The organism is Halomonas sp. MMH1-48, assembly GCF_022348105.1.
Lineage (GTDB): Bacteria > Pseudomonadota > Gammaproteobacteria > Pseudomonadales > Halomonadaceae > Vreelandella > Vreelandella piezotolerans.
The window spans coordinates 1-22,231 of the sequence record NZ_JAKRFL010000012.1; the positions used below are offsets into that span (position 1 = coordinate 1).

Annotated in this window: 19 protein-coding genes and 1 tRNA gene; 16 read left to right on the forward strand and 4 right to left on the reverse strand. The window is 60.1% G+C overall.

Translation table 11 applies throughout. The features are described from left to right. Window positions 1-93 precede the first annotated feature (93 nt). From MHM37_RS11600 to MHM37_RS17130, 7 genes are all read left to right on the forward strand, one after another. A complete protein-coding gene (locus MHM37_RS11600; RefSeq protein ID WP_343218253.1) occupies window positions 94-2,070 on the forward strand; it encodes an EAL domain-containing protein in 1,977 nt (658 codons plus the stop codon). A gap of 6 nt (window positions 2,071-2,076) precedes the next feature. Continuing rightward, window positions 2,077-2,355: a GIY-YIG nuclease family protein gene (locus tag MHM37_RS11605; protein ID WP_239296793.1), complete on the forward strand. Its 279-nt coding sequence runs from the start codon at window positions 2,077-2,079 to the stop codon at window positions 2,353-2,355. 9 nt (window positions 2,356-2,364) lie between these two features. Then, window positions 2,365-3,408, forward strand: coding sequence for a histone deacetylase family protein (locus tag MHM37_RS11610; RefSeq protein WP_153843211.1), 1,044 nt, complete (start codon window positions 2,365-2,367; stop codon window positions 3,406-3,408). Between the two features lie 110 nt (window positions 3,409-3,518). Further along, window positions 3,519-3,875, forward strand: a complete 357-nt coding sequence (locus MHM37_RS11615) for a hypothetical protein (RefSeq protein ID WP_239296792.1) — start codon at window positions 3,519-3,521, stop codon at window positions 3,873-3,875. Window positions 3,876-3,907: 32 nt separating this feature from the next. Then, window positions 3,908-5,587 (forward strand): VRR-NUC domain-containing protein, encoded by a 1,680-nt coding sequence (locus MHM37_RS11620; protein ID WP_139527918.1) that lies wholly within the window; start codon window positions 3,908-3,910, stop codon window positions 5,585-5,587. After that, window positions 5,584-7,845, forward strand: coding sequence for an ATP-dependent DNA helicase (locus MHM37_RS11625; protein WP_239296791.1), 2,262 nt, complete (start codon window positions 5,584-5,586; stop codon window positions 7,843-7,845). Before MHM37_RS11620 ends, MHM37_RS11625 begins: the two co-directional genes overlap by 4 nt. Before the next feature lie 298 nt (window positions 7,846-8,143). After that, window positions 8,144-9,817, forward strand: a complete 1,674-nt coding sequence (locus MHM37_RS17130; protein WP_343218251.1) for a methyl-accepting chemotaxis protein — start codon at window positions 8,144-8,146, stop codon at window positions 9,815-9,817. 99 nt (window positions 9,818-9,916) lie between these two features. Here MHM37_RS17130 and MHM37_RS11640 read toward each other — a convergent pair. After that, window positions 9,917-9,993, reverse strand: a tRNA-Pro gene (locus MHM37_RS11640). 104 nt (window positions 9,994-10,097) lie between these two features. Further along, window positions 10,098-11,102, reverse strand: coding sequence for an octaprenyl diphosphate synthase (ispB, locus tag MHM37_RS11645; RefSeq protein WP_239296789.1), 1,005 nt, complete (start codon window positions 11,100-11,102; stop codon window positions 10,098-10,100). Between the two features lie 284 nt (window positions 11,103-11,386). Between ispB and rplU the strand changes: the two genes are divergently transcribed. From rplU to proB, 4 genes are all read left to right on the forward strand, one after another. Beyond that, window positions 11,387-11,698, forward strand: a complete 312-nt coding sequence (rplU, locus tag MHM37_RS11650) for a 50S ribosomal protein L21 (protein ID WP_139527921.1) — start codon at window positions 11,387-11,389, stop codon at window positions 11,696-11,698. A gap of 30 nt (window positions 11,699-11,728) precedes the next feature. Beyond that, the gene (gene rpmA, locus MHM37_RS11655) at window positions 11,729-11,986 is read left to right on the forward strand and encodes a 50S ribosomal protein L27 (protein WP_139527922.1); all 258 of its coding nucleotides are present in this window, start codon (window positions 11,729-11,731) and stop codon (window positions 11,984-11,986) included. 174 nt (window positions 11,987-12,160) lie between these two features. Continuing rightward, window positions 12,161-13,351, forward strand: coding sequence for an Obg family GTPase CgtA (cgtA, locus tag MHM37_RS11660; RefSeq protein ID WP_139527923.1), 1,191 nt, complete (start codon window positions 12,161-12,163; stop codon window positions 13,349-13,351). A gap of 39 nt (window positions 13,352-13,390) precedes the next feature. Beyond that, window positions 13,391-14,551 carry a glutamate 5-kinase gene (gene proB, locus MHM37_RS11665; RefSeq protein ID WP_239296798.1) on the forward strand — a complete coding sequence of 387 codons (1,161 nt, stop codon included), beginning with the start codon at window positions 13,391-13,393 and terminating at the stop codon, window positions 14,549-14,551. Between the two features lie 8 nt (window positions 14,552-14,559). Here the strand turns inward: proB and MHM37_RS11670 are convergent, their stop codons facing one another. Beyond that, window positions 14,560-15,555, reverse strand: a complete 996-nt coding sequence (locus MHM37_RS11670) for a DUF1853 family protein (protein ID WP_343218252.1) — start codon at window positions 15,553-15,555, stop codon at window positions 14,560-14,562. Between the two features lie 113 nt (window positions 15,556-15,668). On the opposite strand from MHM37_RS11670, the gene MHM37_RS11675 reads away from it, so the two are divergent. Next, the gene (locus MHM37_RS11675; protein ID WP_239286487.1) at window positions 15,669-17,018 is read left to right on the forward strand and encodes a Glu/Leu/Phe/Val dehydrogenase; all 1,350 of its coding nucleotides are present in this window, start codon (window positions 15,669-15,671) and stop codon (window positions 17,016-17,018) included. A gap of 103 nt (window positions 17,019-17,121) precedes the next feature. Here MHM37_RS11675 and MHM37_RS11680 read toward each other — a convergent pair whose 3' ends face one another. Further along, window positions 17,122-17,598, reverse strand: coding sequence for a PepSY domain-containing protein (locus tag MHM37_RS11680; RefSeq protein WP_139527925.1), 477 nt, complete (start codon window positions 17,596-17,598; stop codon window positions 17,122-17,124). Window positions 17,599-17,793: 195 nt separating this feature from the next. Between MHM37_RS11680 and MHM37_RS11685 the strand changes: the two genes are divergently transcribed. From MHM37_RS11685 to MHM37_RS11700, 4 genes are read left to right on the forward strand one after another with little or no spacing between them, the layout of a single operon-like run. Beyond that, a complete protein-coding gene (locus MHM37_RS11685; RefSeq protein ID WP_231125601.1) occupies window positions 17,794-18,120 on the forward strand; it encodes a hypothetical protein in 327 nt (108 codons plus the stop codon). Between the two features lie 26 nt (window positions 18,121-18,146). After that, entirely contained in the window at window positions 18,147-18,821 is a 675-nt protein-coding gene (locus MHM37_RS11690; protein WP_239296787.1) for a response regulator transcription factor, read from the forward strand. Then, the gene (locus MHM37_RS11695; RefSeq protein WP_239296786.1) at window positions 18,818-20,182 is read left to right on the forward strand and encodes a HAMP domain-containing sensor histidine kinase; all 1,365 of its coding nucleotides are present in this window, start codon (window positions 18,818-18,820) and stop codon (window positions 20,180-20,182) included. The genes MHM37_RS11690 and MHM37_RS11695 overlap by 4 nt, the downstream gene beginning before the upstream one ends. A 47-nt stretch (window positions 20,183-20,229) precedes the next feature. Continuing rightward, window positions 20,230-22,152: an alkaline phosphatase D family protein gene (locus MHM37_RS11700; RefSeq protein ID WP_239296785.1), complete on the forward strand. Its 1,923-nt coding sequence runs from the start codon at window positions 20,230-20,232 to the stop codon at window positions 22,150-22,152. The last annotated feature ends 79 nt before the right edge of the window (window positions 22,153-22,231 follow it).

Genomic DNA, 22,231 nt, shown 5'->3' on the forward strand with positions numbered 1-22,231 from the left:
CACTCGGAACTGGACACCGCGCCGGACGGTCTGGCTGAACCCGGACCGGGAAGACCCGCTGGTTCAACGCGATCAGCGATTAGAAGCCGCCTGATTCCAGGTTCCAACAAGCTTGACAGGCATCGCTATCCGCTAGACGAGGTCGTGGGGCGACACTTCAGCGATTTTATTGCGCCGCCTGAGCGAGAGCGTATCAAAGCGCACTTCAAGCATGTGCTGCAGGGGGGCATCAGTCGTTACGAAGTGACCATGACCGACCGAGAGGCACAACACCGTATTCTCGACTTGATTAGCCTGCCCGTCTCGGTCAACGGTAGTATCGAAGGGGTCTACTGCATTGCGCAAGACGTCACCGACAAGCGGCGTCAGCAGACGCGGCTGCGCACTCTAGAGCGCAGCGTAGAGGCGAGCGTCAACGGCGTGCTAATTGCAGACGCGCGCCAGCCTGACCTACCCATCATCTATGCCAACCAGGCGTTCAGCACGATGACGGGCTATACGCAGAGCGACGTGATTGGGAAGAACTGCCGTTTCCTACAAGGGCCCGAGAGCGATCCTGCCATGATTGCCAAACTAAGGCGCGGTATTCAGGCGCAGCGCGAAACCCACGTTACGCTGTGCAATTACCGTAAAGATGGTACGCCGTTCTGGAACGATCTCCATATCGCCCCCGTGCGCGATAGCGAAGGACTCGTGACGCATTTCGTGGGGGTTCAGCACGATATCTCGCAACATAAAGCCTATGAAGCGCGGCTCGCCTATCACGCGACCCACGACGACCTCACCCGCCTGCCCAATCGCATGATGTTCGAAGAGACGCTGCACAAGGAGTTTGCAGCGGCCCAGGGCAGCGGTGAACGAATCAGTGTACTGTTCGTCGACTTGGACGACTTCAAACCTATCAATGATACGTTAGGGCACGCCATAGGCGATCAGGTACTGATTGAAGTGGCGTCGCGGCTGCGCGCCGGGCTGCGCCAGGAAGATACGGTCGCCCGTCTAGGAGGCGATGAGTTCGTGCTGTTGATTACCGATATCGAGGAGGGCCAACAGGTCATCGACGTGGTCGAGCGGCTGCTCCCTGCACTGGCAAAGCCGTACTGTCTAGAAGGGCACGAGCTGTATTTGACCGCCAGTGTGGGCATTGCCATGAGCCAACCCGATACGCTGCTGCCGCAAACGCTGATTCAGCAGGCCGATATGGCCATGTACAAGGCCAAGCAGCAGGGGCGCAATGCCTACGCTTGGTTCAGTAGCGACATCAATGACCTAGCCAGCGAAAGGGTAAGCCTGCGTAACGATCTGCAAGAAGCGATTGACCACCAAGGCTTCGAGCTTCACTACCAGCCACTGATGGACCGGCATGGCAAGATTGCCAGTGTGGAGGCGCTGCTACGCTGGCCGCACCCCAGCAAAGGTTATATTTCGCCAGCACGTTTCATTCCCCTGGCGGAAGCCACTGGGCAAATCATGCCGATCAGCGAATGGGTGCTGCAGCGTGCTTGCCAAGACATGCTGGCGCTACAGCGCTGCGGCTTTGGTACGCTGCGTGTGGCGGTCAACCTCTCGCCGCTACAATTCCACCGAGACAACTTTTTGGCCACGCTTCGCCAAACACTCGCCGAGACTGGTCTACCCGCCGAGCAGTTGTCACTGGAGCTGACCGAGGGCATTTTGATGGATAACACAGCGTCCGCCATCGAGATATTACATGCCCTGCGCAACATGCGGGTCAGTGTCTCCATCGATGACTTTGGCACTGGCTACTCGAGCTTGAGTTACCTTAAACATCTACCTATCAGTACGGTAAAAATCGACCGCAGTTTCATTCACGAACTGACCAACAGCAGTGACGATGCCGCCATCGTGCAAGGGATCATCTCCATGGCCCACCACCTGGGGCTAAGCGTCGTGGCCGAGGGCGTCGAGACCCACGAGCAGCACCAGCGGCTGTTAAGCTATCATTGCGATGGTTTCCAAGGCTTTGGGTTGGCCAGGCCCATGCCACTTGCCGAGCTCGAACGCTTGCTGGCTGCCCAGGAAAGGGCCACCACGCCCGTCAACCAATGAGTCGCCATGGATAAGAGTTCATCGCCGCAGTGGTATCTCTACTTGCTAGAGTGTCAGCGTGGTACCTACGTAGGCATCACTAACGACCTCGCCAAGCGCTACCGCGCCCATGCCACGGGTAAGGGAGCGCGCTATACCCGAGCGAATCCGCCGCTGGCGCTGCTTGGCGCGCAGCCGTTTGCCGATCGGGCAGCGGCAAGCCAGGCAGAGTACCGGTTGAAGCAGCAGTCGCCGGACAAAAAACGCCGCTGGGCGGCGAAGTGGCCAGTGACGTATGAAGAGTAAGGAGCCCTGATGCTGACGTTTTTCTCCGAAGGTAGCCGCCTGCGCCAAGCGCAAAGCGAGCTGCACGATGGTGCCTTGGTCACCCCCTTTGAGTGCCCGGAACGCATCGACTTGGTGCTGGCCGCCCTGCGCCAAGCCGCGTTCGATGTCCGCGCGCCTAGCAATTACGGCTTGGCGCCCGTGCTGGCGGTGCACGATGCCGACTACGTCGCGTTCTTGGAACGCTGCTGGCCGGCGTGGCAAGCGGCGGGCCACGCTGGCGAGGCGATTCCCAACATTTGGCCCGCCCGAACGATGCGCGGCGACCGTATTCCCCAGTCGGTGAGCGGCCAGTTGGGCTACTACGCTCTGGCCGCCGAAACATCGATTACGGCAGGCACCTTTGCCGCGGCTCTGGCGAGTAAGGATACGGCCCTGGCAGCGGTCGATCACACCCTGGCGTCGGGCGATCCGACCTTTGGACTGTGCCGCCCGCCAGGCCACCACGCGGCGATAGATCAGTTTGGCGGCTACTGCTTTTTCAACAATGCCGGCATCGCCGCCCAACGTGCGCTGGACGCTGGCAAGCGCCGCGTGGCAATTCTGGATGTGGACTTTCACCACGGTAACGGCACCCAACAGATCTTCTATCGCCGTGACGATGTGCTGTTCGCTTCCCTGCACGGCGATCCTGACGTGACCTTCCCCTACTTCTCTGGCTACGCCGATGAAACCGGTGAGGGAGCAGGCGACGGCTTCACGATCAATTACCCGTTGCCGCCGGGCACTTCCGTTGCCACCTGGATGGCCGCGTTGGATGAAGCTTTGGCGCGCATCCATCAAGCGGAGTGCGAGCTGCTGGTGGTGTCGCTGGGCGTGGACATTTTCGAAGGTGACCCGATCAGTGCCTTTACCTTTCAGCACGCCGACTTCATTGCCCTCGGTCAACGTCTCGCGGCCGCTGGGCTACCCTGCGTATTTCTAATGGAAGGGGGGTATGCCGTCGAAGATATCGGGATTAACGTGGTGAACGTATTGCAGGGTTTTGAAGAGGTCGCCCAGAGAGTGAAATGAGGCAGTAAAGTGACAGTTGCACGAAATTCGGGCAGTCTTATGCCTTTTTGGCCTATGCTATAGGTCGACATCTATTTTGTTAATTTGATCGTTCAAAGTGGGAGCGGCACGTGGCAGTTTACGGCGGTATTCAGGCACATGAAGTGGAGCGTTGGCTCAATGCCCTCACCAACGCGGCCTACGACCGACGCTGCCCGCTCTCCAAGGTGCACGGCGGTAATGCCCGTGCACGGACTGCCCGTCAGGATTTACTGCACCTTGCGACCGTGTTTCGCGGCGGCGAGTGTCCCCGGGAAGCCGTGGCCGATGGCCTCAGCCGCTGGTGCCAGCACTATCTCACGGAAGCGGAGTGGTACGTGTTGGTCGGCGGGCGCAGGCCGCAAGTGCCGCCCAATGAGACGGCATCCATCGATGAACAAGCCGCTGACGAGGCATTAGCAGTGCTTTACCAGCATCGCGTGGGTTAACCCACGACCGCTTGCACTGTTACAATGGATGAATGAACAGTGCTTCTGCCGCCCCGGCGACCGCCTCTCTCGATGATCCCTTCTACTACTTAGCGAATTTTCGCTTCGTGGTCGCGTGGGTGCAGGCGCGCCACGGTGATCTACTCAGCGCCGATGAGCACCACGCGCTCGAGCAGTGGTCGCAGTTGCCACGCGCTTCTCAAGCGCTGCTGGTACGCATGGTGATGCGTAAAGGCGAGCTGTTTCGCTTGGATAAGCTCAGCTATCCTGAAATTGGCGATACGCATCAGGCGTTGGCGCCACTGTTAGCCCTTGGCTGGGTGAGTGACGCACCGCTGTTAACCATTGAGGAGTTGTTTCGGCTGCTGCGCTTGAGCGAGCTACGCGACGCCTTGAGAGCCTCTATTCGTTCCGCCGGTCTGGCGTCTAATGCCACTAAAACCGCACTTCAGACGGCGTTAACGCCGGTACTCACCGATGCACTGCCGCTGCGCCAGTGGTGGCCAGAAGCGTCGACGCGTATCGTGCGACTCAACGTCATGGCGCTATGCGACCGCCTGCGGCTGATGTTCTTTGGCAACGTGCGCCAAGATTGGGCTGAGTTCGTGCTCACTGAGCTGGGCCTACAGCGTTTTGAACAGGTTCCGCTGACCGCAGAGTCTCGCGCGTTTCAGCGCCGGGAAGAGGTGGACACCTACCTCACGCTGCACCGCCTGCGCGAGCGTCTGGAAAATGGCGAATCTCCCGAGCAGCTGGCTGCAGAGGTGCCCGCCGCCTTTGGTAACCGCTGGCTAGACGCCCGCCGTTCGCGGCTGCTGTTGACCCTGGGCCGCACGGCAGAGCGCAGTGGCAACGTTGAGCAGGCGTTGTCGCTTTACGCCGAAGCGAATAACAGCGAGGCGCGTATACGTAGGCTGCGCGTACTGGAGCGCATTGGCCGTTACTCGGAAGCTTATGAACTCGCCCAGGTCGCGCTGGAGCAGGCAGGGGAGGGTGAGGCCCAAGCGCTGAGTCGCTTGCTACCGCGCTTGGCACGCAAGCTGGCGTTGCCCTCCCCACAGGCCGTCAAGGCGGCCGAGGCGCCGACCTATGTGTTGGAGCTTGCTGGTCCGCAACCAGTAGAACGCGCCGTTGCCGAGCACTTATCCACCGCCACTGCCCCGGTGTTCTATGTGGAAAATGGACTAATCACCGGGCTGTTTGGTCTGCTGCTCTGGCCTGTGATGTTCAAACCGCTACCGGGCGCGTTTTTTCATCCGTTCCACAGCGGCCCTGCGGATTTATACCGCGAGGATTTCGTCGTCCAGCGCCAAGCCGAGATCGACGCCTGCTTGGCGCAGTTAGACGACGGGCGTTACCGCGAGACGATTTGGGCCACCTGGCACGCCAAACAGGGCATTACCTCGCCCTTCGTGCACTGGGGACTCCTGAACGAGCCGCTGCTAACGGCGGCACTTGACTGTCTGCCCGCTGAGCACCTGCGGGCCTGCTTTATCCGCTTGTTGAGTGACCTAAAGCACAACCGAGCGGGCCTGCCCGATCTCATTCAACTGATACCCGATGCGCCCGATGGGGAGCTTCGCTATCGCATGATCGAAGTGAAAGGCCCCGGCGACCGGCTGCAGGATAACCAGCGCCGCTGGATCGACTTCTTCTGCCGCCACGACATACCCGTCGAAGTGTGCCACGTGCGCTGGCAGCCCGTGCCATGAGCCGCTATCGGGTGGCGGTGCGCACGCTGTGCGACTTCACCGCGCGCGAAGGTGATCTCGACCACCGCTTCACTCCCTCGCCCAGCGCCCAAGCGGGTATCGAGGGGCACGCTCTGGTGGCCAAACGGCGGGAAAACATAGCGGGTTACGAGGCCGAACTTCCTCTCTCCGGTGAGTATCAGGGGCTACACGTGTCTGGCCGCGCCGATGGTTTCGATGTGGCGGCCAACTGTGTCGAAGAGGTCAAGACCCATCGCGGTAGCCTAACGCGCATGGCCGATAACCAGCGGTCGCTCCACTGGGCGCAGGTAAAGATGTACGGGGCGCTGCTTTGCGCGGAGCGGGATTTGCCGCACATTACGTTGGCGCTGGTATACCTGAATATCGACAGTGGCCAGGAAACGCGGCTGACGCTCGAGGCTAGCAACGAGGAATTAACAGCGTTTTTTGTCGACCAGTGCCAACGCTTTTTAGCCTGGGCCGAGCAGGAGGCCGCCCACCGTGAGCGTCGCGATGGGTGGCTCACCACGCTGACCTTTCCTCACGCGGATTTTCGCCCCGGCCAGCGGGCACTGGCCGAGGATGTCTTCAAAGCCGCCAGCACCAGGCGCTGCCTGCTGGCCCAGGCGCCCACTGGTATCGGCAAAACCCTGGGCACGCTGTTCCCTATGCTCTCCGCGATGCCCCGTCAGCGGCTCGACCGCATCGCCTTTCTCACCATGAAAACCCCAGGCCGCCGCTTGGCGTTGGATGCTTTGGCGAGCTTGGATGCTCCCACGCAGGCGCTGCGTGTGCTGGAACTGGTAGCCCGTGAAAAAGCGTGTGAGTACCCGGGTACCGCCTGCCAGGGCGATACCTGCCCGTTGGCCAGGGGGTTTTACGATCGCTTGTCTGTCGCTCGCCAAGTCGCGGTAGAGAAAAGCTGGCTAGACCGCGAAGCACTGCGCGAGGTAGCGCTGGAACATCACGTCTGCCCCTACTATTTGGGCCAGGAGCTGGCCCGCTGGGCCGATGTGGTCGTGGGGGATGTCAATCACTGGTTCGATAGCCATGCGCTTCTGCACGGGCTTGCCCAGGCCAACGACTGGCGGGTGGGCCTACTGGTGGATGAGGCGCATAACCTGGTAGAGCGCGCTCGTGGCATGTACAGCGCCGCCCTCACCCAGCAGCGCTTGAGCTATCTGCGCCGCCAATCTTCACCCGCCTTAGCCAAGCCGTTGGCCCGAGTGGGCAGGCAGTGGCAGGCGCTCAACAAAGAGACGGCCGAGCACGCACCAGAGCGCCGCTACCATGTGTTGGAGGCACTGCCCACCAAGCTGGTGGGGGCGCTGCATGCCTTGGCCGGGGCCATCACGGACTATCTCGTGGAGCATCCCGACGAAGTGAATCAGGCGCTTCAGGAACTGCTGTTCGAAGCACTGGCGTTCTGTCGCTTAGCGGAATCGTTCGGCGACCACTCGCTGTGCGATTTGGAGATTCAAGGTAAGGGACGTGCGGTGCTTGGGCTGCGCAATGTGATACCGGCGGATTTTCTTGCCCCCCGTTTTGAGCGTGCCCACTGTGCGGTGCTGTTTTCGGCCACGCTGACGCCTTTTCACTACTACCGGAACCTGCTGGGTCTTCCCGAACAGAGTGTTTGGCGTGAGGTAGACTCGCCGTTCGTGGCGTGCCAACTAGAGGTGCAGTTACGCACCGACATTTCCACGCGCTATCACCATCGTGTGGCGTCGGTAACGCCGATCGTGGCTACCCTGGCAGCGCAGTACCGGCGCACGCCGGGCCACTATTTGGCCTTTTTAAGCAGTTTTGCATACCTAGAACAGGTGATGCGTGCGTTCGAGTTGGCGCACCCTGAGATTCCGGCTTGGGCGCAAACACGCAGTATGCAGGAACCCGAGCGTGATGCGTTTCTAGCTCGCTTTGCACCGGGTGGGAAAGGGATTGGCTTTGCCGTATTGGGCGGCGCCTTTGCGGAGGGAATCGATTTGCCCGGTGACCGATTGATTGGTGCCTTTGTGGCGACGCTCGGCTTACCCCCCTTCAACGACTTGAACGAAGCGCTCAAGGCACGGCTGCAGGCGCGGTTCGGTCAAGGTGATGACTATACCTATCATATCCCCGGTATGATCAAAGTGGTGCAAGCCGCCGGGCGCGTGATCCGCAGCCCTGAAGATGAGGGGGTTGTTGTGTTAATGGATGATCGCTTCGCTCAGAACAAAGTGCGCGCCTTACTGCCGCGTTGGTGGCAGTTAAGCTGATCGTTACCTAAAGCACCATCAGGTTGCCTGATACGCTAATGAGCTAACCTATCATTAAATCGATAGAATATTGTTATTTATAATAAACGTGTATTGGGGCGTCGTGTGCGCCCGGCAATAAATATTGATCTATATCAATGTTTCGACACTTGCTCTAGCAATCTCTAAACGTCCAAGCGGGAGTGCCGATAAACACGTTAGTCACCCTATCGTCAGAACGCCCTTCTACTGATAGCAAGACATCTATCTAGGTCGCGCTTGTGGCCTGTTGTTCCGTACTCACGTGGAAGACGCTAACGTGCTGAAAAACATATCGATCAAGGCAAGTCTGATCACCATCTTAGGACTCTTCGCGGCTTTTATACTGCTGGTGGCCGGGCTGGGCTACCTCAGTAGTTCTAAAGCGTCCGACGCACTCGAAGAGCTCAATAGAATCAACGTTAAACAGCTGAACGCGCTTAATCGAGCGCAGGTCAACGTGGCCGACACCCAGCTGTTTTTCTTGAATCATCTCGATGCCTTGAGCGAAGGAGAGACCGCGCTTGCCAGCGCCCACCTAGAAAAAGCCAATCAAACGCTTCAGATGGCTAAACAGTATTTCGAAGATTTCTTGGCCGTGCCGAAATCAGCACAGGGCCAACCCTATGCCGATGCTATCGAGGCAGCGTTTACACAGCTCGTTGCCAATGGTTTGGAGCCGCAATATACCGGACTCGACAATCGTAATGAAGCTGCGTTTCGTGCCGCTAAAACGACCGGCGATCAGCTCAACCTAGCGTACATGGCCGCAAATGAAGCCTTTATCGCCTATGCTCGTCAGCGCGGCCAGAGCCTCATGGATGATTATCAACAGAGCAGAACCATCAATACGTATGTGGAGATCGCTGTGCTGCTGTTTGTGGCGCTGTGTATCGCGCTGGTGCTCATGGGCATGATGCGTGTCGTCCTGCGTCCGCTCAAAGAGGCGGGGCAGCATTTCGAGCGCATTGCGCAAGGCGATCTATCGCACAGCATTGCCGACCGTGGCCGTAACGAAATTGGCCAACTCTTTTCGGCGATGCGACACATGCAAACGGGACTGTCGCAAACGGTCTCTTCCGTACGTGATAGCAGTGGCTCGATCCACATTGGCGCACGCGAAATTGCCGGGGGTAACGCTGATCTGTCTTCCCGCACTGAGCAGCAGGCCGCTTCCCTCGAGGAGACCGCTGCCAGCATGGAGCAGCTAACGGCGACGGTGAAGCAAAACTCCGACAATGCGCGTCAAGGCAGTACGTTGGCAAGCGAAGCGTCGGCGACGGCTGCCCAGGGTGGCGAGGCCGTCGAGCAAGTGGTCGTGACCATGCACGGCATTGCCGACAGCTCCCGAAAAATCAGCGATATCATTGGCGTCATTGACTCTATTGCGTTCCAAACCAATATTTTGGCGCTCAATGCGTCGGTGGAAGCGGCGCGCGCAGGGGAGCAAGGCAGGGGGTTCGCGGTGGTCGCGACCGAAGTGCGTAATCTTGCCAGCCGCAGTGCCGATGCTGCCAAAGAGATCAGAGCACTGATCGAAACATCGGTAGGGCAGGTGGAGCAAGGGTCGCAGCTGGTAGAGGGCGCCGGGCAGACCATGGAGGCCATTATGGCGTCCGTGAAGCGCGTCGCCGATATCATGGACGAAATTTCCGCGGCCTCGACCGAACAAAGTGACGGCATCGAGCAGGTGAACCAAGCCATCGCACAAATGGATGAAGTCACCCAGCAAAACGCGGCGTTGGTTCAAGAGTCCGCCTCAGCGGCAGCGTCTTTAGAAGAGCAAGCTGCCCATTTGGAGCGCGCAGTCGCTACGTTCAAACTATCGGCCCACGAAGCTCGTCACCCGCTTCCCATCGCGCGCGCGCCAGCGCAGGCTACGGCAAAGCCCACCGTTTCATCGGCCAAGAAAAACCGTGCCGATGTGGTCGAACCGGAGTGGGAGGCGTTTTAAGCACGCGCCTGCCGTCCCCCCTATCCGCGTGGCTGGGGGGATGCCAACAAAAACGGCCACTTGCTTAGAGAGCGAAGTGGCCGTTTTCATTGAATTCTTTGGTCGGAATAGCAGGATTCGAACCTACGACCTCTGCCTCCCGAAGGCAGCGCTCTACCAAGCTGAGCTATATTCCGAAGGTTGCTAAGACATGCTCAACAACGGGAGGAATCATACGCAGGGAAGGGGCTTTTTTCAAGCCCCTTTTGCGTGGTTTGTGCCGTGAGGCCGATCTCGACGGTTAGGCTTGGCGGTCGACGGCCAAGCGGGCAAGCTGCGCCATACTATCGCGGTAGACGCTGGGGGGTAAGGCGTCGAGCTCTGCTAGCGCTTTGTCCGCCATCTCTTCTGCCCGGGCGCGAGTATATTCGAGGGCGCCGGTGGCGTGAATGATCGCCAGCACCTCGTCCAGTTGCTCCAGGCCGCCTTTACGGATCACCTGGCGAATCAGCTTGGCTTGCTCAGGGGTGCCGCGCTCCATGGCATGAATGAGGGGCAGGGTAGGTTTACCTTCGGCGAGGTCGTCTCCCACGTTCTTGCCCATGGCATCAGCGTCGCCCTGGTAATCCAGCAGGTCGTCGATCAATTGGAAAGCGAGGCCCAGATAGCGGCCGTAGTGCTGCAGGGCGCGCTCTTGCTCGGACGTGGCGTCGGCGAGCACGGCGCCGCTATGAGAAGCGGCTTCGAACAGCATCGCGGTTTTGCCTTGTATCGTCTCGAAGTAGTCCGTCTCGGAAATGCTGGGATTACCGATGTTGGTCAACTGCAGCACCTCGCCTTCCGCGATGACGCAGGTCGCGCCCGATAGAATCGCCATGATGCGCATGGAACCGACGTCGACCATCATTTGAAACGAGCGGGAGTAGAGAAAGTCGCCTACCAGGACCGAGGGCGCATTACCCCAGGCGTCGTTGGCGGTTTTTTTGCCTCGACGCATGTGCGACTCATCCACCACGTCGTCATGCAGTAGCGTCGAGGTATGCATGAACTCGATGAGGGTGGCGAGGGTAATGTGTTTGTCACCCTCATAGCCTAACGCACGTGCCGCCAGCAGGACCAACAGCGGACGCAGGCGCTTGCCGCCGCTGTCGATGATGTACTGGCCGATGGTTTCGACCAGCGGCACTTTAGAGTTGAGCTGCGCCACGATGGTGCGGTTGACGGCATCAAAGTCATCCGCCACCACGGCGTGCAGCGGTGAAGGCGAAGGGCTGGCAGGCGAGGTGGGGGAGACGTTGGCTGTCATGGGTTCCGTTCATTGCGGCGGGTAAAAGGTTGAAGCCATGCTATGGGGCTGCCTGTAAGGCGTCAAGGCATAGCGCGGCGGGGAGGGCGCATGAGCGATTGACAAACCCCAGTGGCCTTGTGGTATGCAGCGATAGTCGTTATAATCCGCGACCCACTCATCATGCTCCCTGTCAGATGGTTGCCAAAAGGGGCGCCACTCGCAGCAGGTCGATAAGAGCGGAAGGCGATGAGCGTTGGTTACGCGGGGCGTAACCGGCATTAACGACAAGTCCGGAGAGCGACATGTACGCAGTTATCAAAAGCGGTGGCAAACAGTACCGCGTTCAAGAAGGTCAGACCCTCAAACTCGAGAAAATCGAAGTCGCTACCGGCGAAACGATTGAGTTTGATGAAGTGCTGCTGGTTGCAGACGGCGACGACGTCAACGTTGGCGCTCCGCTGGTAAGCGGTGCCAAGGTGTCCGCCGAAGTCGTTTCCCACGGCCGTGGCGACAAAGTCACCATCATCAAGTTCCGCCGCCGGAAGCACCACATGAAGCGTCAGGGCCACCGTCAGTGGTTCACTGAAGTCAAAATTACCGGAATTTCTGCGTAAGCAGTCACTTCCCTTTAGGAGGATTTTGCAATGGCACATAAAAAGGCAGCCGGCTCCACGCGTAACGGTCGCGATTCCGAATCCAAACGCCTTGGTGTGAAACTGTACGGTGGCCAAGCGGCAACCGCCGGTAACATCATCGTTCGTCAGCGCGGCACGCGTTTCCATGCTGGCACGGGCGTTGGCGTTGGTCGCGACTACACGCTGTTCGCGCTGAACGATGGCGTCGTGAAGTTCGAGACCAAAGGTCCGAAGAACCGTAAATTCGTCAGCATCGTGTCTGCCTAAGCAGCCACGATCGCGGTGTGTAAGTTATCTTGGGTAATTTACGCAGTGTGAAGATGACGAAAGAAAGCCCCGCCATGGCGGGGCTTTTTTGTCTTTTCGATCCCTTTGGCCCGCATGAAGCGGGAGGGATAGTGTAGTGGTAGTCAGGGCGGCGGAAGCGGCCGGGAGAATCCAATGCAGTTCGTCGATGAAGCCTCGATCATTGTTGAGGCAGGTAAAGGCGGCAATGGCTGTCTGAGCTTTCGCCGCGAGAAATATGTGCCCAAAGGGGGCCCTGATGGTGGCGATGGCGGCCACGGAGGCAGCGTCTATCTGATTGGTGATGATGCGCTCAACACCTTGATTGATTTCAAGTTTCAGCGTTTCTACAAAGCTGAAAACGGTCAGGGCGGTATGGGTCGCCAGATGAGCGGTAAAGCCGGGGAAGATCTGCACGTCAAAGTGCCGGTGGGCACCACGGTGATCGATGAAGATACCCTCGAGGTGATTGCCGACGTGACGGAAATCGGTCAGGTCGTGCTGGTGGCCGAAGGTGGTCGCCGTGGGTTGGGTAACATTCACTTCAAGTCTTCTACCAATCGCGCACCGCGTCGTACCACGCCAGGCACCGAAGGTGATCGCCGCAATTTGCGCCTGGAAATGAAGGTAATGGCGGACGTGGGCCTGCTCGGCATGCCCAACGCCGGTAAGTCGACGCTGATTCGGTCGGTGTCGGCGGCCAAGCCGAAGGTGGCCAACTACCCGTTCACCACGCTGGTGCCGAACCTGGGCGTGGTCAAGCTGGGGATGCACGAGCACTTCGTGATGGCCGACGTTCCGGGACTGATCGAAGGAGCTTCCGATGGCGCGGGTCTGGGGCTGCGCTTCTTGAAGCACCTGACCCGTACGCGGCTGCTGTTCCACGTGGTGGATGTGGCGCCGTTCGACGAATCCGATCCGGTCGAAGCTGCCCAGGCCATCGTGCACGAGCTGGGCCAGTTTTCCCCGGCGCTCTCCGAGCGGCCGCGCTGGCTGGTGTTGAACAAGTTCGACCTGCTGCCGGAAGAGGAGCGCGAAGCGCGGGCCCAGGCGATCATCGAGGCGTTGAACTGGGACGGTCCGGTGTTCCGTATTTCGGCGATCAGCAGCGAAGGCACTGACAAGCTGGTGCAGGCGGCGTACCGCTGGCTCACCGAGCAGCAGCGTCTGGAAAACGAAGACGAAGAGGCCCATGCCCGCGAGCAGGAGATGCGTCGCCGCATGGAAGAGGAGTCGGTGGCCCGCACCGAAGCTCGCCTTGGCCGTCGCCGCAAGCGCGATGACGACGAAGACGATGACGATTTCGACGACGATGATTACGATGTCGAAGTAGAGTACGCCCCGTAAACGGCAGGCGTGCCGACCGGGATGAATCGCGTGAGCGCAATGGCGTGGGAGAGTCGCGACGTGGAACACAACGAGCAGTTGCCGGGCCGTGAGGCGCTGAGTAGCGCCCGCCGGATAGTGGTCAAGATTGGCAGCGCGCTGCTCACCAACGATGGCCGCGGGCTGGACGAAGCGGCCATCGGCGGGTGGGTGGATCAAATTGCTGCCTTGCATCAGCAGGGTATCGATGTGGTGTTGGTCTCTTCGGGAGCCGTGGCGGCAGGCATGGTGCGCCTAGGCTGGCAGGCGCGCCCCAGCGCCGTGCACGAGCTTCAGGCGGCGGCAGCCGTAGGGCAGAACGGGCTCACCCAGTGCTACGAGCAGCACTTTGCTCGCCACGGCATGCTCACTGCGCAAATTCTGCTTACCCACGACGATCTCTCTAACCGTAAGCGCTATCTCAATGCGCTCTCGGCGCTGCGTACCCTGGTGGAGATGCGCGTGGTGCCGGTGATCAACGAAAACGATACCGTCGTCACCGACGAGATCCGCTTCGGCGATAACGACACACTGGGCGCGCTGGTGGCCAACCTCTTGGAGGCCGATGCGCTGCTGCTACTCACTGACCAGGAAGGCCTGTTCGATGCCGACCCGCGTCATGATCCGTCGGCCACGCTGATTGCCGAAGGGCGAGCCGACGACCCGCGTTTGGCCGCCGTCGCGGGCAGCGGTGGCGCGCTGGGTCGTGGGGGAATGAGCACCAAGGTGCGTGCAGCGCAGCTCGCGGCGCGCTCCGGCGCGGTGACCGTGATTGCCAGCGGTCGCCAGCCGGACGTCATTACTCGCCTGATGGGCGGCGAAGCGTTGGGTACGTTGCTGCGCCCGGATCAGGCGCCGATGGCCGCGCGTAAACGCTGGCTAGCAGGGCAGCTACAGGTGCGCGGTACTCTAGTGTTGGATGCGGGCGCGGTCAACGTGCTGCGCGGTAAAGGCTCCAGTCTGCTAGCCGTGGGTGTACGGGACGTTCAGGGCAGTTTCAAGCGTGGCGACATGGTGCTCTGTGTGGATGAACAAGGTGCCCGCGTGGCCAAGGGCTTGATCAACTACGGTGCCGATGAGGCGCGCCAGCTAGCAGGCCAACCCAGCCATCAGATCGAAGCCATTCTCGGCTACGTGGAAGCCCACGAGCTCATCCATCGCGACAATCTCGTGGTGATTTAAACGTTAGGTTAACCGCGCCGTTTGGGCGGCAGCGGTATTTGGTGCGGCCAGTCGTCGGGCACCACCATCAGCCGCGTTAGCGGCCTCTCTTCGTAATGCGCTCCCTCCTGCTCTTTCTGCGGATCGTACAGCATCACTTGCTGCGGTCCGTAGCGGTCGACCTGTGCCATCACGTCTGGCATCCGCTGTTTGGCAGCGCCAAAGGCGTCGAGGGGTGGAGGTGCTAACCAGTGGGGCTTGGTAAGTCTGGCGAGCTGCAGCGCCGTGCTGTAATGCTCGGCGACACTGGGCCAAGCATGCTGATGGCACCACCATCCACGCCGATGCTCGGCCGTGGCGCCCACGGGGGGCGGCAGCGTTGCGTGCCAGGGGTAAAACAGCACGCCAGGAAGGGCTAGCCGTTGAGTGAACCGTGCGCTGAGCGTTGTCGGCTCTGCGATGTCACGGGGCGCTAGCCAGTGCGCCATGGCAGCCTTTGCCTGAGGCGTACGGGAGAGCGGTAGCTGATGATGCAAAAGATGGCTGCACTTCAGCACTAAGCTGTCCAAGCCCCCGGGGCCAATCCAACGACTTTGGCACGCGGCGTCTCCTGGCCCTTCAGGCAGGCCGAGATAGAACTTGATCGCCACTTCCAAATGAACCGGAGCCGGGTTTTCCCGAGTACGGTAGAGCATGTCCAGCTCACCCAGGGTGTTTCGTCGATGGGTAATGCGCAGGTTGTGGGCCAGCAGGCGAGTGTTGGGCGCGTTATCCAGCAGCAAATGCCAAAGCCGCTCATGGTAGTGCCCCATGCGGGTGGCGAGCTGGCCATCGAGCGCGGCGACGTTGGGCGCTAGTGTTTGCAACCACGCCTGCTGCCCGCCATCGAGACCCAATGTGGCATTGCTGGGGCGGCCGGGGTAGTTGCCCAGCGCCACGAGGTCCGGTGTTGCCAGCAGCCACGCCATATCGCGCAGTACGGCGTGGTGAATCCTATCGCTGACACCTTCGGCAGAGGTCGTCAAACGTCTCTCCTATCAAGGGGGCTCGAGAGGCGACTGAGTCAGCCGCTTGCTGCTACGCTAAACACAATACCTCGTGATGCCAATAAAATCCCTACCGAGCCAAGGAGTGTTGCATGGGCAGTCGCAAGTCGAAAAAGAAAACGTCTAAAACGCACAAGTCCTCGGCGATAACGTCCGCCAATCATGCGCCACAGCAGCTAACCCCTGAGACGGGCGCCGCGCTATTCGAGGATGCTCGCTCGCGGCTTGAAACGGTGTTCAAAGCGCTGGAAATTCATCCCGATGCCCAGGCCCGGCTGATGCAGCCTAGCCTCTCGCTGCAAGTGAGCGTGCCGGTCCGTATGGACGACGGTAGCTTGAAGGCGTTTCCCGCTTGGCGGGTGCAGTACGACACCAGCCTCGGCCCGGCCAAGGGCGGCGTGCGCTTCCACCCGGATGTGAATCAGCATGAAGTGACTACGCTGAGCTTTTGGATGGCCGTCAAGTGCGCCGTAGTGGGGCTGCCCTATGGCGGGGGTAAAGGTGGCGTGCAGGTGGATGCCAAGGCGCTATCGTCATTGGAGCGTGAGCGATTGGCGCGCGGCTATATCCGCGCTATTGCCGATATCATGGGGCCCGACCGTGACATTCCCGCTCCGGACGTAAACACCGATGCCACCGTCATGGGCTGGATGATCGATGAGTACGAGCAGATTCGACGTGCCCAGGCGCCCGCAGCGATCACCGGAAAACCGCTCTCACTGGGTGGCTCGCCGGGGCGCGTCGAAGCCACGGGGCGCGGAGCGCTCACCGTACTGGACCTATGGGCTGAGCGCGAGGAGCGCACGCCCGAAGAGACCACCCTCGCCGTGCAAGGATTTGGTAATGCGGCTTTCCATTTTGCGCGTCTGGCAAGCCAGCGTGGCTATAAGGTGGTCGCGGTCTCCGATTCGAGTGGCGCGATCTACCATGCCGACGGGCTGGATATCGACGCGGCGAAAGAGGATAAGCAACAGCACGGCAAGCTGTCCAAAAGCCAGCAGGGCAAAGCCATGTCGGGGGATGAGTTACTGGGGCTGGAGGTCGATGTGCTGGTGCTCGCCGCGCTGGAAAATCAGCTGCACCGCGACAATGTCGACGAGGTGAAGGCTGGCGCGGTGCTTGAAATTGCCAACGGGCCGCTCACTAGCGAAGCGGATACCGCACTGGAAAAACGGGACATTCCGGTGCTGCCTGACGTGCTGGCGAATACCGGCGGCGTCATCGTGAGCTACTTCGAGTGGCTGCAAAACCGCGCTGGTGAAAAGTGGCACGAGAGCGAGGTCAATCAGCGCTTGGATGACCGACTTGGCGATGAAGCCAAGCGAGTGCTGCTCAGGGCGGAAAAAGAGCAGGTGACGTATCGACAAGCCGCCTATCGCCAGGGCATCGAGCGGATTGCGGAAGCCATCATGGCGCGAGGTAACTGCCAGGACTGCCGCTAGTCAGCGAAGCGACATAGCGCAACGTCAGCGGCGGGCCCAAAGGCCCGCCGCTGATGGAGTGTTAGCCCCGGGGTGCTAACGAGAACGTGTATTACTCGAGCGATCAGTCGCGATCCATCTGGGTCACTTCAAAGGAGCCCTGGCGGAGGCTCAGCTCTAGTTCGCGACCATTCTGCTCTCGGCCTTCGACGTCGATGATGCCGCTTTTATCGATATCGATGCTTTCGAATTCGGTCATGCCTTCTTGGCTCGCGGCATTGAGTGCTTGGCGAACGTCCTCTTCGCTCATGCCCCAAGCACCGGTAATCAAGCGCTTACGTTCTTCCTGCAGGGTGTCGCCGTTATCGATGGAGAAATCCACCTCGGCGTACCACTCGTCATCCAGCCAGCCCTCCACTTCGACACGGCCGCGGTCGTCGGCGTTGATCTCCTCGATATGGGTGAACCCGTAGTCGGCAGCGTAGGTTAGAATGTCATCGATCCGGTCCATCGGCTGCGTGTCTGCTTGGGCGCTACCCGCTGCGGCGGTAAGTAGAAGAGCAGAAGTCGGGATCAGCAGCATTTTTTTCATCGCGTTCATGTCAAATTCCTTCTTTGCTTGGTGAATGCATTGCTGGATGATGCCTAACGAGGTCAGTCAGCGAATGCGACAGGGTAGTTATATCATCGGGGTTCTTTCCTAAACCTGACAAAGCCGTTCATCTGGCGTTCATGTTGCCTTTGGCATTCTAGCGACATGAAAATGACCTCTCTTTTTTCGCTTAAGCAGTCCCCTATGCGGCGGCTCCCGTTGAAGGGGAGTGCGGCGCTGGTGCTGGTACTCTTGTTGATGAGTAGCGCGACCGGGGACCAGCACTGGAAAGACCTGCATAGCGAAGTGCAGCGAGGCGACGTGGTGCCGCTGGAGACCATTCTCGACTGGCTCGACGCCCATTACATGGGTGACGTGTTGGAGATCGAGGTCGAGCGCGATGATGGGCTGGTCGAGTATGAAATCAAGCTGCTAGGACCCCAAGGCCAAGTCGTGGAGTTCGAGTTCGATGGCCAAAGTGGCCAGCTCATGCAAATCGAGGGTGTGCGCATTCGCGAGATGCAGCGTTAAGTCGTTTTTCCATTAAGGGTGTGTTGATGAAGTGTTTACTGGTAGAGGATGACCAGGCGCTTGCCCGTGAGCTGAGCCAAGCGCTGCAGGATGGCGATTGGATCGTCGAGCGGGCTGAGAACGGCCAGGAAGCGGACTTTTTGGTGCGAACAGAGGCGTACGATACGGTCATTTTGGATATTGGCTTGCCCGATGGCGACGGTACCCGCTGGCTCTCTTCCTGGCGTGAAGACGGTATCGATCTTCCCGTACTGATTTTGACTGCACGAGAACGCTGGGCCGATAAAGCTGCTGGCTTCACCGCCGGTGCCGACGATTATGTCACCAAGCCTTTCGAGCCTGCTGAAGTGCTCTTTCGCCTGCGGGCGCTGGTGCGCCGCACTCACGGTCACGCGCACCCGGTCCTCAAGGTCGGCGAGCTCTGCTTGGATACGCATACCCAGCACGTCACGTTGGTGGGCAGACCGGTGAGCTTGACCGCCCAGGAAACCCGCCTATTGAGTTATTTGATGCACGCCGCTCCCCGAGTCGTTAGCCGTAGTGAGCTCTCAGAGCATGTCTACGACCGCGATCACGAGCCCGATTCCAACGTGATCGACGTGCAGGTGAGTCGTCTGCGTCGCAAGCTGGGCGTATGGCGCATTGCGACGCTGCGTGGCCAAGGCTATCGCTTACTGGCTGACGAACCGAGCGACACATGAGCGCTGGTGTCGTTTCTTGGAGTCAGCGCTGGGCCGGGCGGTCGATCAACTTACGCCTGCTGCTGGCGGTGCTATTGATGGTGCTACTGGCGCTGCCCATCGCTGGATGGCTACTGGCGCATCACTACCGCACCGCGGCCGTCGGCGCCTTCGACGAGCGGCTGGAAGCGACGCTCAACGTGGTGATCGCCGGGGTGACCTACGATCCTTTGAGCGAGCAGCTCAGCTACGAGCGTGCGCTAGGGGACCCTCGCTTCGACCACGTGTACTCCGGCTGGTACTGGCAAATTACCGATGAGGCGAACCACACGGTCACGTCACGGTCGTTATGGGATCAGCGCTTACCGGTGCTGGAAAGCGAGCGATTGACTGCCCGCACTCTGTTGGGCCCACGTGGTCAGCAACTGCGCGTGGTAGAGCGAGATATCTACCTGGGCGCGCTGGAAGCGCCGCTACACGTGAGCGTTGCCGCGCGAGACGATGACTTGCGCGAGGACATCAAGGCCTTCCAGCAGGTGTTATGGCTAGGACTGTTGGGCCTTGGGGTGATGCTGTTGGGCGTGTTGGCGCTGCAGGTGCGGTGGGGGCTCGCGCCGCTGCGGCGTATGAATGCCAACCTGCGCGACGTAGAGCAGGGGCGAGCAGAGCAACTGGATACCCGGCTGCCCGAGGAGTTAGCGACCCTCGCTGCTTCCATGAACGCGGTGCTGGCCCGCGATCAGCGGCTCATCGAGCGCGGCCGCCACACGGCGGGCAATTTGGCCCATGCCCTCAAAACGCCGATCAGCGTCATGCGGCTACTGGCCAAACAGCTCCCTAGCGAGAGCCGCAGTGCCTGGGAGGCCGAGCTGGCGCGTATCGATAGCGCCGTGCGTCACCATCTGGCGCGGGCCTCTGCCGCCGGTGAGGGCGTACGCTTTGCCCCGGTGGCGCTACACGAGACGCTCTCGCCGCTCATCACTGGGCTCGCCCGGCTAGCGCAGCGCCGCCATATTACGTTGCGCCAAACCGTCGATAGCGGCGTGGAGGTGCATATGGATAGTCAAGATTTACAAGAGATGGCGGGTAACGTTCTCGACAATGCGCTGCGCTGGGCTAATAGCGATGTGCACATTCGTCTGCAGGCCGACCACAAGACGCTACGGTTGGTGGTGAGCGACGATGGTCCTGGCATGACGGCCCAGGAGTGCCAAGCGGCGGTGCGGCGCGGCAAGCGGCTGGACGAGCAGCGCTCGGGCAGCGGGTTGGGCTTGGCCATCGTGACGGACCTCGTCACGCTTTATCATGGCCAGATGCGCCTACAGCGCGCAGCGTCTGGCGGTTTAGAGGTGGTCATTGAACTGCCTGTGGTCGCTGTTTGAATCGACCCGTCAAGCAGCGATGCAACACACAGCACAGAGGGTGTGAAATGACGCGAATCGCTACGACGTTACCCGACGTTCTGGTTGGGCCTTTGCTGAGGCGGCTGTCGCCGTCCCGGCTCGTTTTATGGCTGGTAGCGACCCGGCCGCTCACCATGCAGCTCGTGTTGAATTCCGGGCAAGACGCCCAGCAGACCTACGCACTCGATAATGCCCATCAATGCGTAGCGATTGGGCGGCATGCCTATATTCATGCGATTGACCTAAGGCTGCCCGTCGCGCTACCCACTGATACCCGTATTGCCTACGATCTTCAGGTGAAAAGCCAGGAAGGGCAGTGGCGGCCTCTGCCGGAATGGGCGCCGTGGCTATGCCACGATGGCTACGACTCTCCGGGCTTTGTGTTGGCCTCTCGCCACCACCGCTTGATGCACGGCTCTTGCCGTAAACCCCACCACGACAGCGCCGACGGCTTAGTAAGGGCCGATAGCTGGCTGGCCGAGCGTCAGGAGACGCCCTCCGAGTGGCCCGCATGGCTGCTGATGACCGGTGATCAGGTGTACGTCGACGACGTGGCGGGCCCTATGCTGCGCGCTGTACATGCGTTGATTGCCCGATTGGGGCTGGTCGATGAGTGGCTGGAAGGTGCGACCGTCGAGGATAGCCAGGCACTCTACAATGCCCCGGAGAGCTACTACCATCGAGAAGCACTGCTGCCGGATGTCACCAGTAATGCTGCCTTGCGTGAGCGCTTTTTTGGGGGCGTGAAAAAACCCGTCTTTACATCGGCCAACGCCCAGAATCATCTCATGACCCTGGCCGAGATGCTCGCCATGTACTGCCTGGTATGGTCGCCGACCCCGTGGCAAGTGATCGCCTATGAGGCACCGGCGCTAGGCGAAAAAGAGGCCGAGGCTTATCGCGAAGAGCAGGCAATCATCGAAGCGTTCGTAGAGGGGCTGCCCCAGTGCGCTCGGTTAATGGCCCACGTGCCCAGCCTGATGATTTTCGATGATCATGATGTCACCGATGACTGGAACCTGACCGCCGACTGGGAGCGCTGCGCCTATGGGCATCCGTTCTCCAAGCGCATTATTGGTAACGCGCTGGTGGCGTATTTGCTTTGCCAGGGGTGGGGGAATGCGCCCGATAAACTTAATCCGTTGCTTCACCAAGCGATCACGCTGTTCGACGATGTCGGCCCGCTGAAGCCTGACCACCAGGACGCGTTTATCGAGCGGCTGCTGCGCTTTCAGGGCTGGGAGTTTCAGGTGCCGGGCACGCCCACGCTCATCGTACTGGATACCCGCACCCGGCGCTGGCGCAGCGAGCGCAGCCCCAACCGCCCGTCTGGCTTGATGGATTGGGAAGCGCTGATGGAGATGCAGCAGGCGCTGCTGGGCACCCAAAGCGCGGTCATCGTTTCGCCTGCGCCGATGTTTGGCGTCAAACTGATCGAAGGCATTCAAAAGCTCTTTACCCTGGCGGGCAAGCCGTTGGTGGTCGATGCCGAGAACTGGATGGCGCACCGCGGCGCGGCTAACGTGCTGCTGCATATCTGGCGGCACTCCAAAACGCCCGGTAACTACGTGATTCTCTCGGGAGATGTGCACTACTCCTTTGCCTACGACATCGTCGTGCGCCGTCAGAAGCGCGCTCCCCAGCTATGGCAGATCACCTCCAGCGGAGTGAAAAATACCTTTCCCAAGCAGCTGCTGAATACCTTTGACCGCTTGAACCGCTGGCTCTACGCACCGCTGTCGCCGCTGAACTGGTTCACCAAGCGGCGTAAGCTTAGCATCTACCCCCGCGACCCTGACCAAGCCAGCGCCGGAGAGCGACTGTGGAACGCCAGTGGCATTGGTTTGGTGAGCCTGGATGAGCAGGGCAAGCCAACGGACATTCGCCAGCTCGATGCCAGCGGTGGCGAGGCAGTGTTTCCACCGCCGGCGATCCCTACCGACACGTAAAGAACCGCTGGTTGTCATACAAATGTCATCACAATGACGCACCCTTGCTGCCCTAGTACCTTCCTCATGGAGCGTTACG

Bases quoted from the DNA above. Each gene is read 5' to 3' on its own strand.
- MHM37_RS11605 (WP_239296793.1), top strand. From the start codon at position 2,077: ATGGATAAGAGTTCATCGCCGCAGTGGTATCTCTACTTGCTAGAGTGT.
- MHM37_RS11610 (WP_153843211.1), top strand. From the start codon at position 2,365: ATGCTGACGTTTTTCTCCGAAGGTAGCCGCCTGCGCCAAGCGCAAAGC.
- MHM37_RS11620 (WP_139527918.1), top strand. From the start codon at position 3,908: ATGAACAGTGCTTCTGCCGCCCCGGCGACCGCCTCTCTCGATGATCCC.
- MHM37_RS11625 (WP_239296791.1), top strand. From the start codon at position 5,584: ATGAGCCGCTATCGGGTGGCGGTGCGCACGCTGTGCGACTTCACCGCG.
- ispB (WP_239296789.1), bottom strand. From the start codon at position 11,102: ATGACAGCCAACGTCTCCCCCACCTCGCCTGCCAGCCCTTCGCCTTCA.
- rplU (WP_139527921.1), top strand. From the start codon at position 11,387: ATGTACGCAGTTATCAAAAGCGGTGGCAAACAGTACCGCGTTCAAGAA.
- rpmA (WP_139527922.1), top strand. From the start codon at position 11,729: ATGGCACATAAAAAGGCAGCCGGCTCCACGCGTAACGGTCGCGATTCC.
- cgtA (WP_139527923.1), top strand. From the start codon at position 12,161: ATGCAGTTCGTCGATGAAGCCTCGATCATTGTTGAGGCAGGTAAAGGC.
- proB (WP_239296798.1), top strand. From the start codon at position 13,391: ATGGCGTGGGAGAGTCGCGACGTGGAACACAACGAGCAGTTGCCGGGC.
- MHM37_RS11675 (WP_239286487.1), top strand. From the start codon at position 15,669: ATGGGCAGTCGCAAGTCGAAAAAGAAAACGTCTAAAACGCACAAGTCC.
- MHM37_RS11680 (WP_139527925.1), bottom strand. From the start codon at position 17,598: ATGAACGCGATGAAAAAAATGCTGCTGATCCCGACTTCTGCTCTTCTA.
- MHM37_RS11685 (WP_231125601.1), top strand. From the start codon at position 17,794: ATGCGGCGGCTCCCGTTGAAGGGGAGTGCGGCGCTGGTGCTGGTACTC.
- MHM37_RS11690 (WP_239296787.1), top strand. From the start codon at position 18,147: ATGAAGTGTTTACTGGTAGAGGATGACCAGGCGCTTGCCCGTGAGCTG.
- MHM37_RS11695 (WP_239296786.1), top strand. From the start codon at position 18,818: ATGAGCGCTGGTGTCGTTTCTTGGAGTCAGCGCTGGGCCGGGCGGTCG.
- MHM37_RS11700 (WP_239296785.1), top strand. From the start codon at position 20,230: ATGACGCGAATCGCTACGACGTTACCCGACGTTCTGGTTGGGCCTTTG.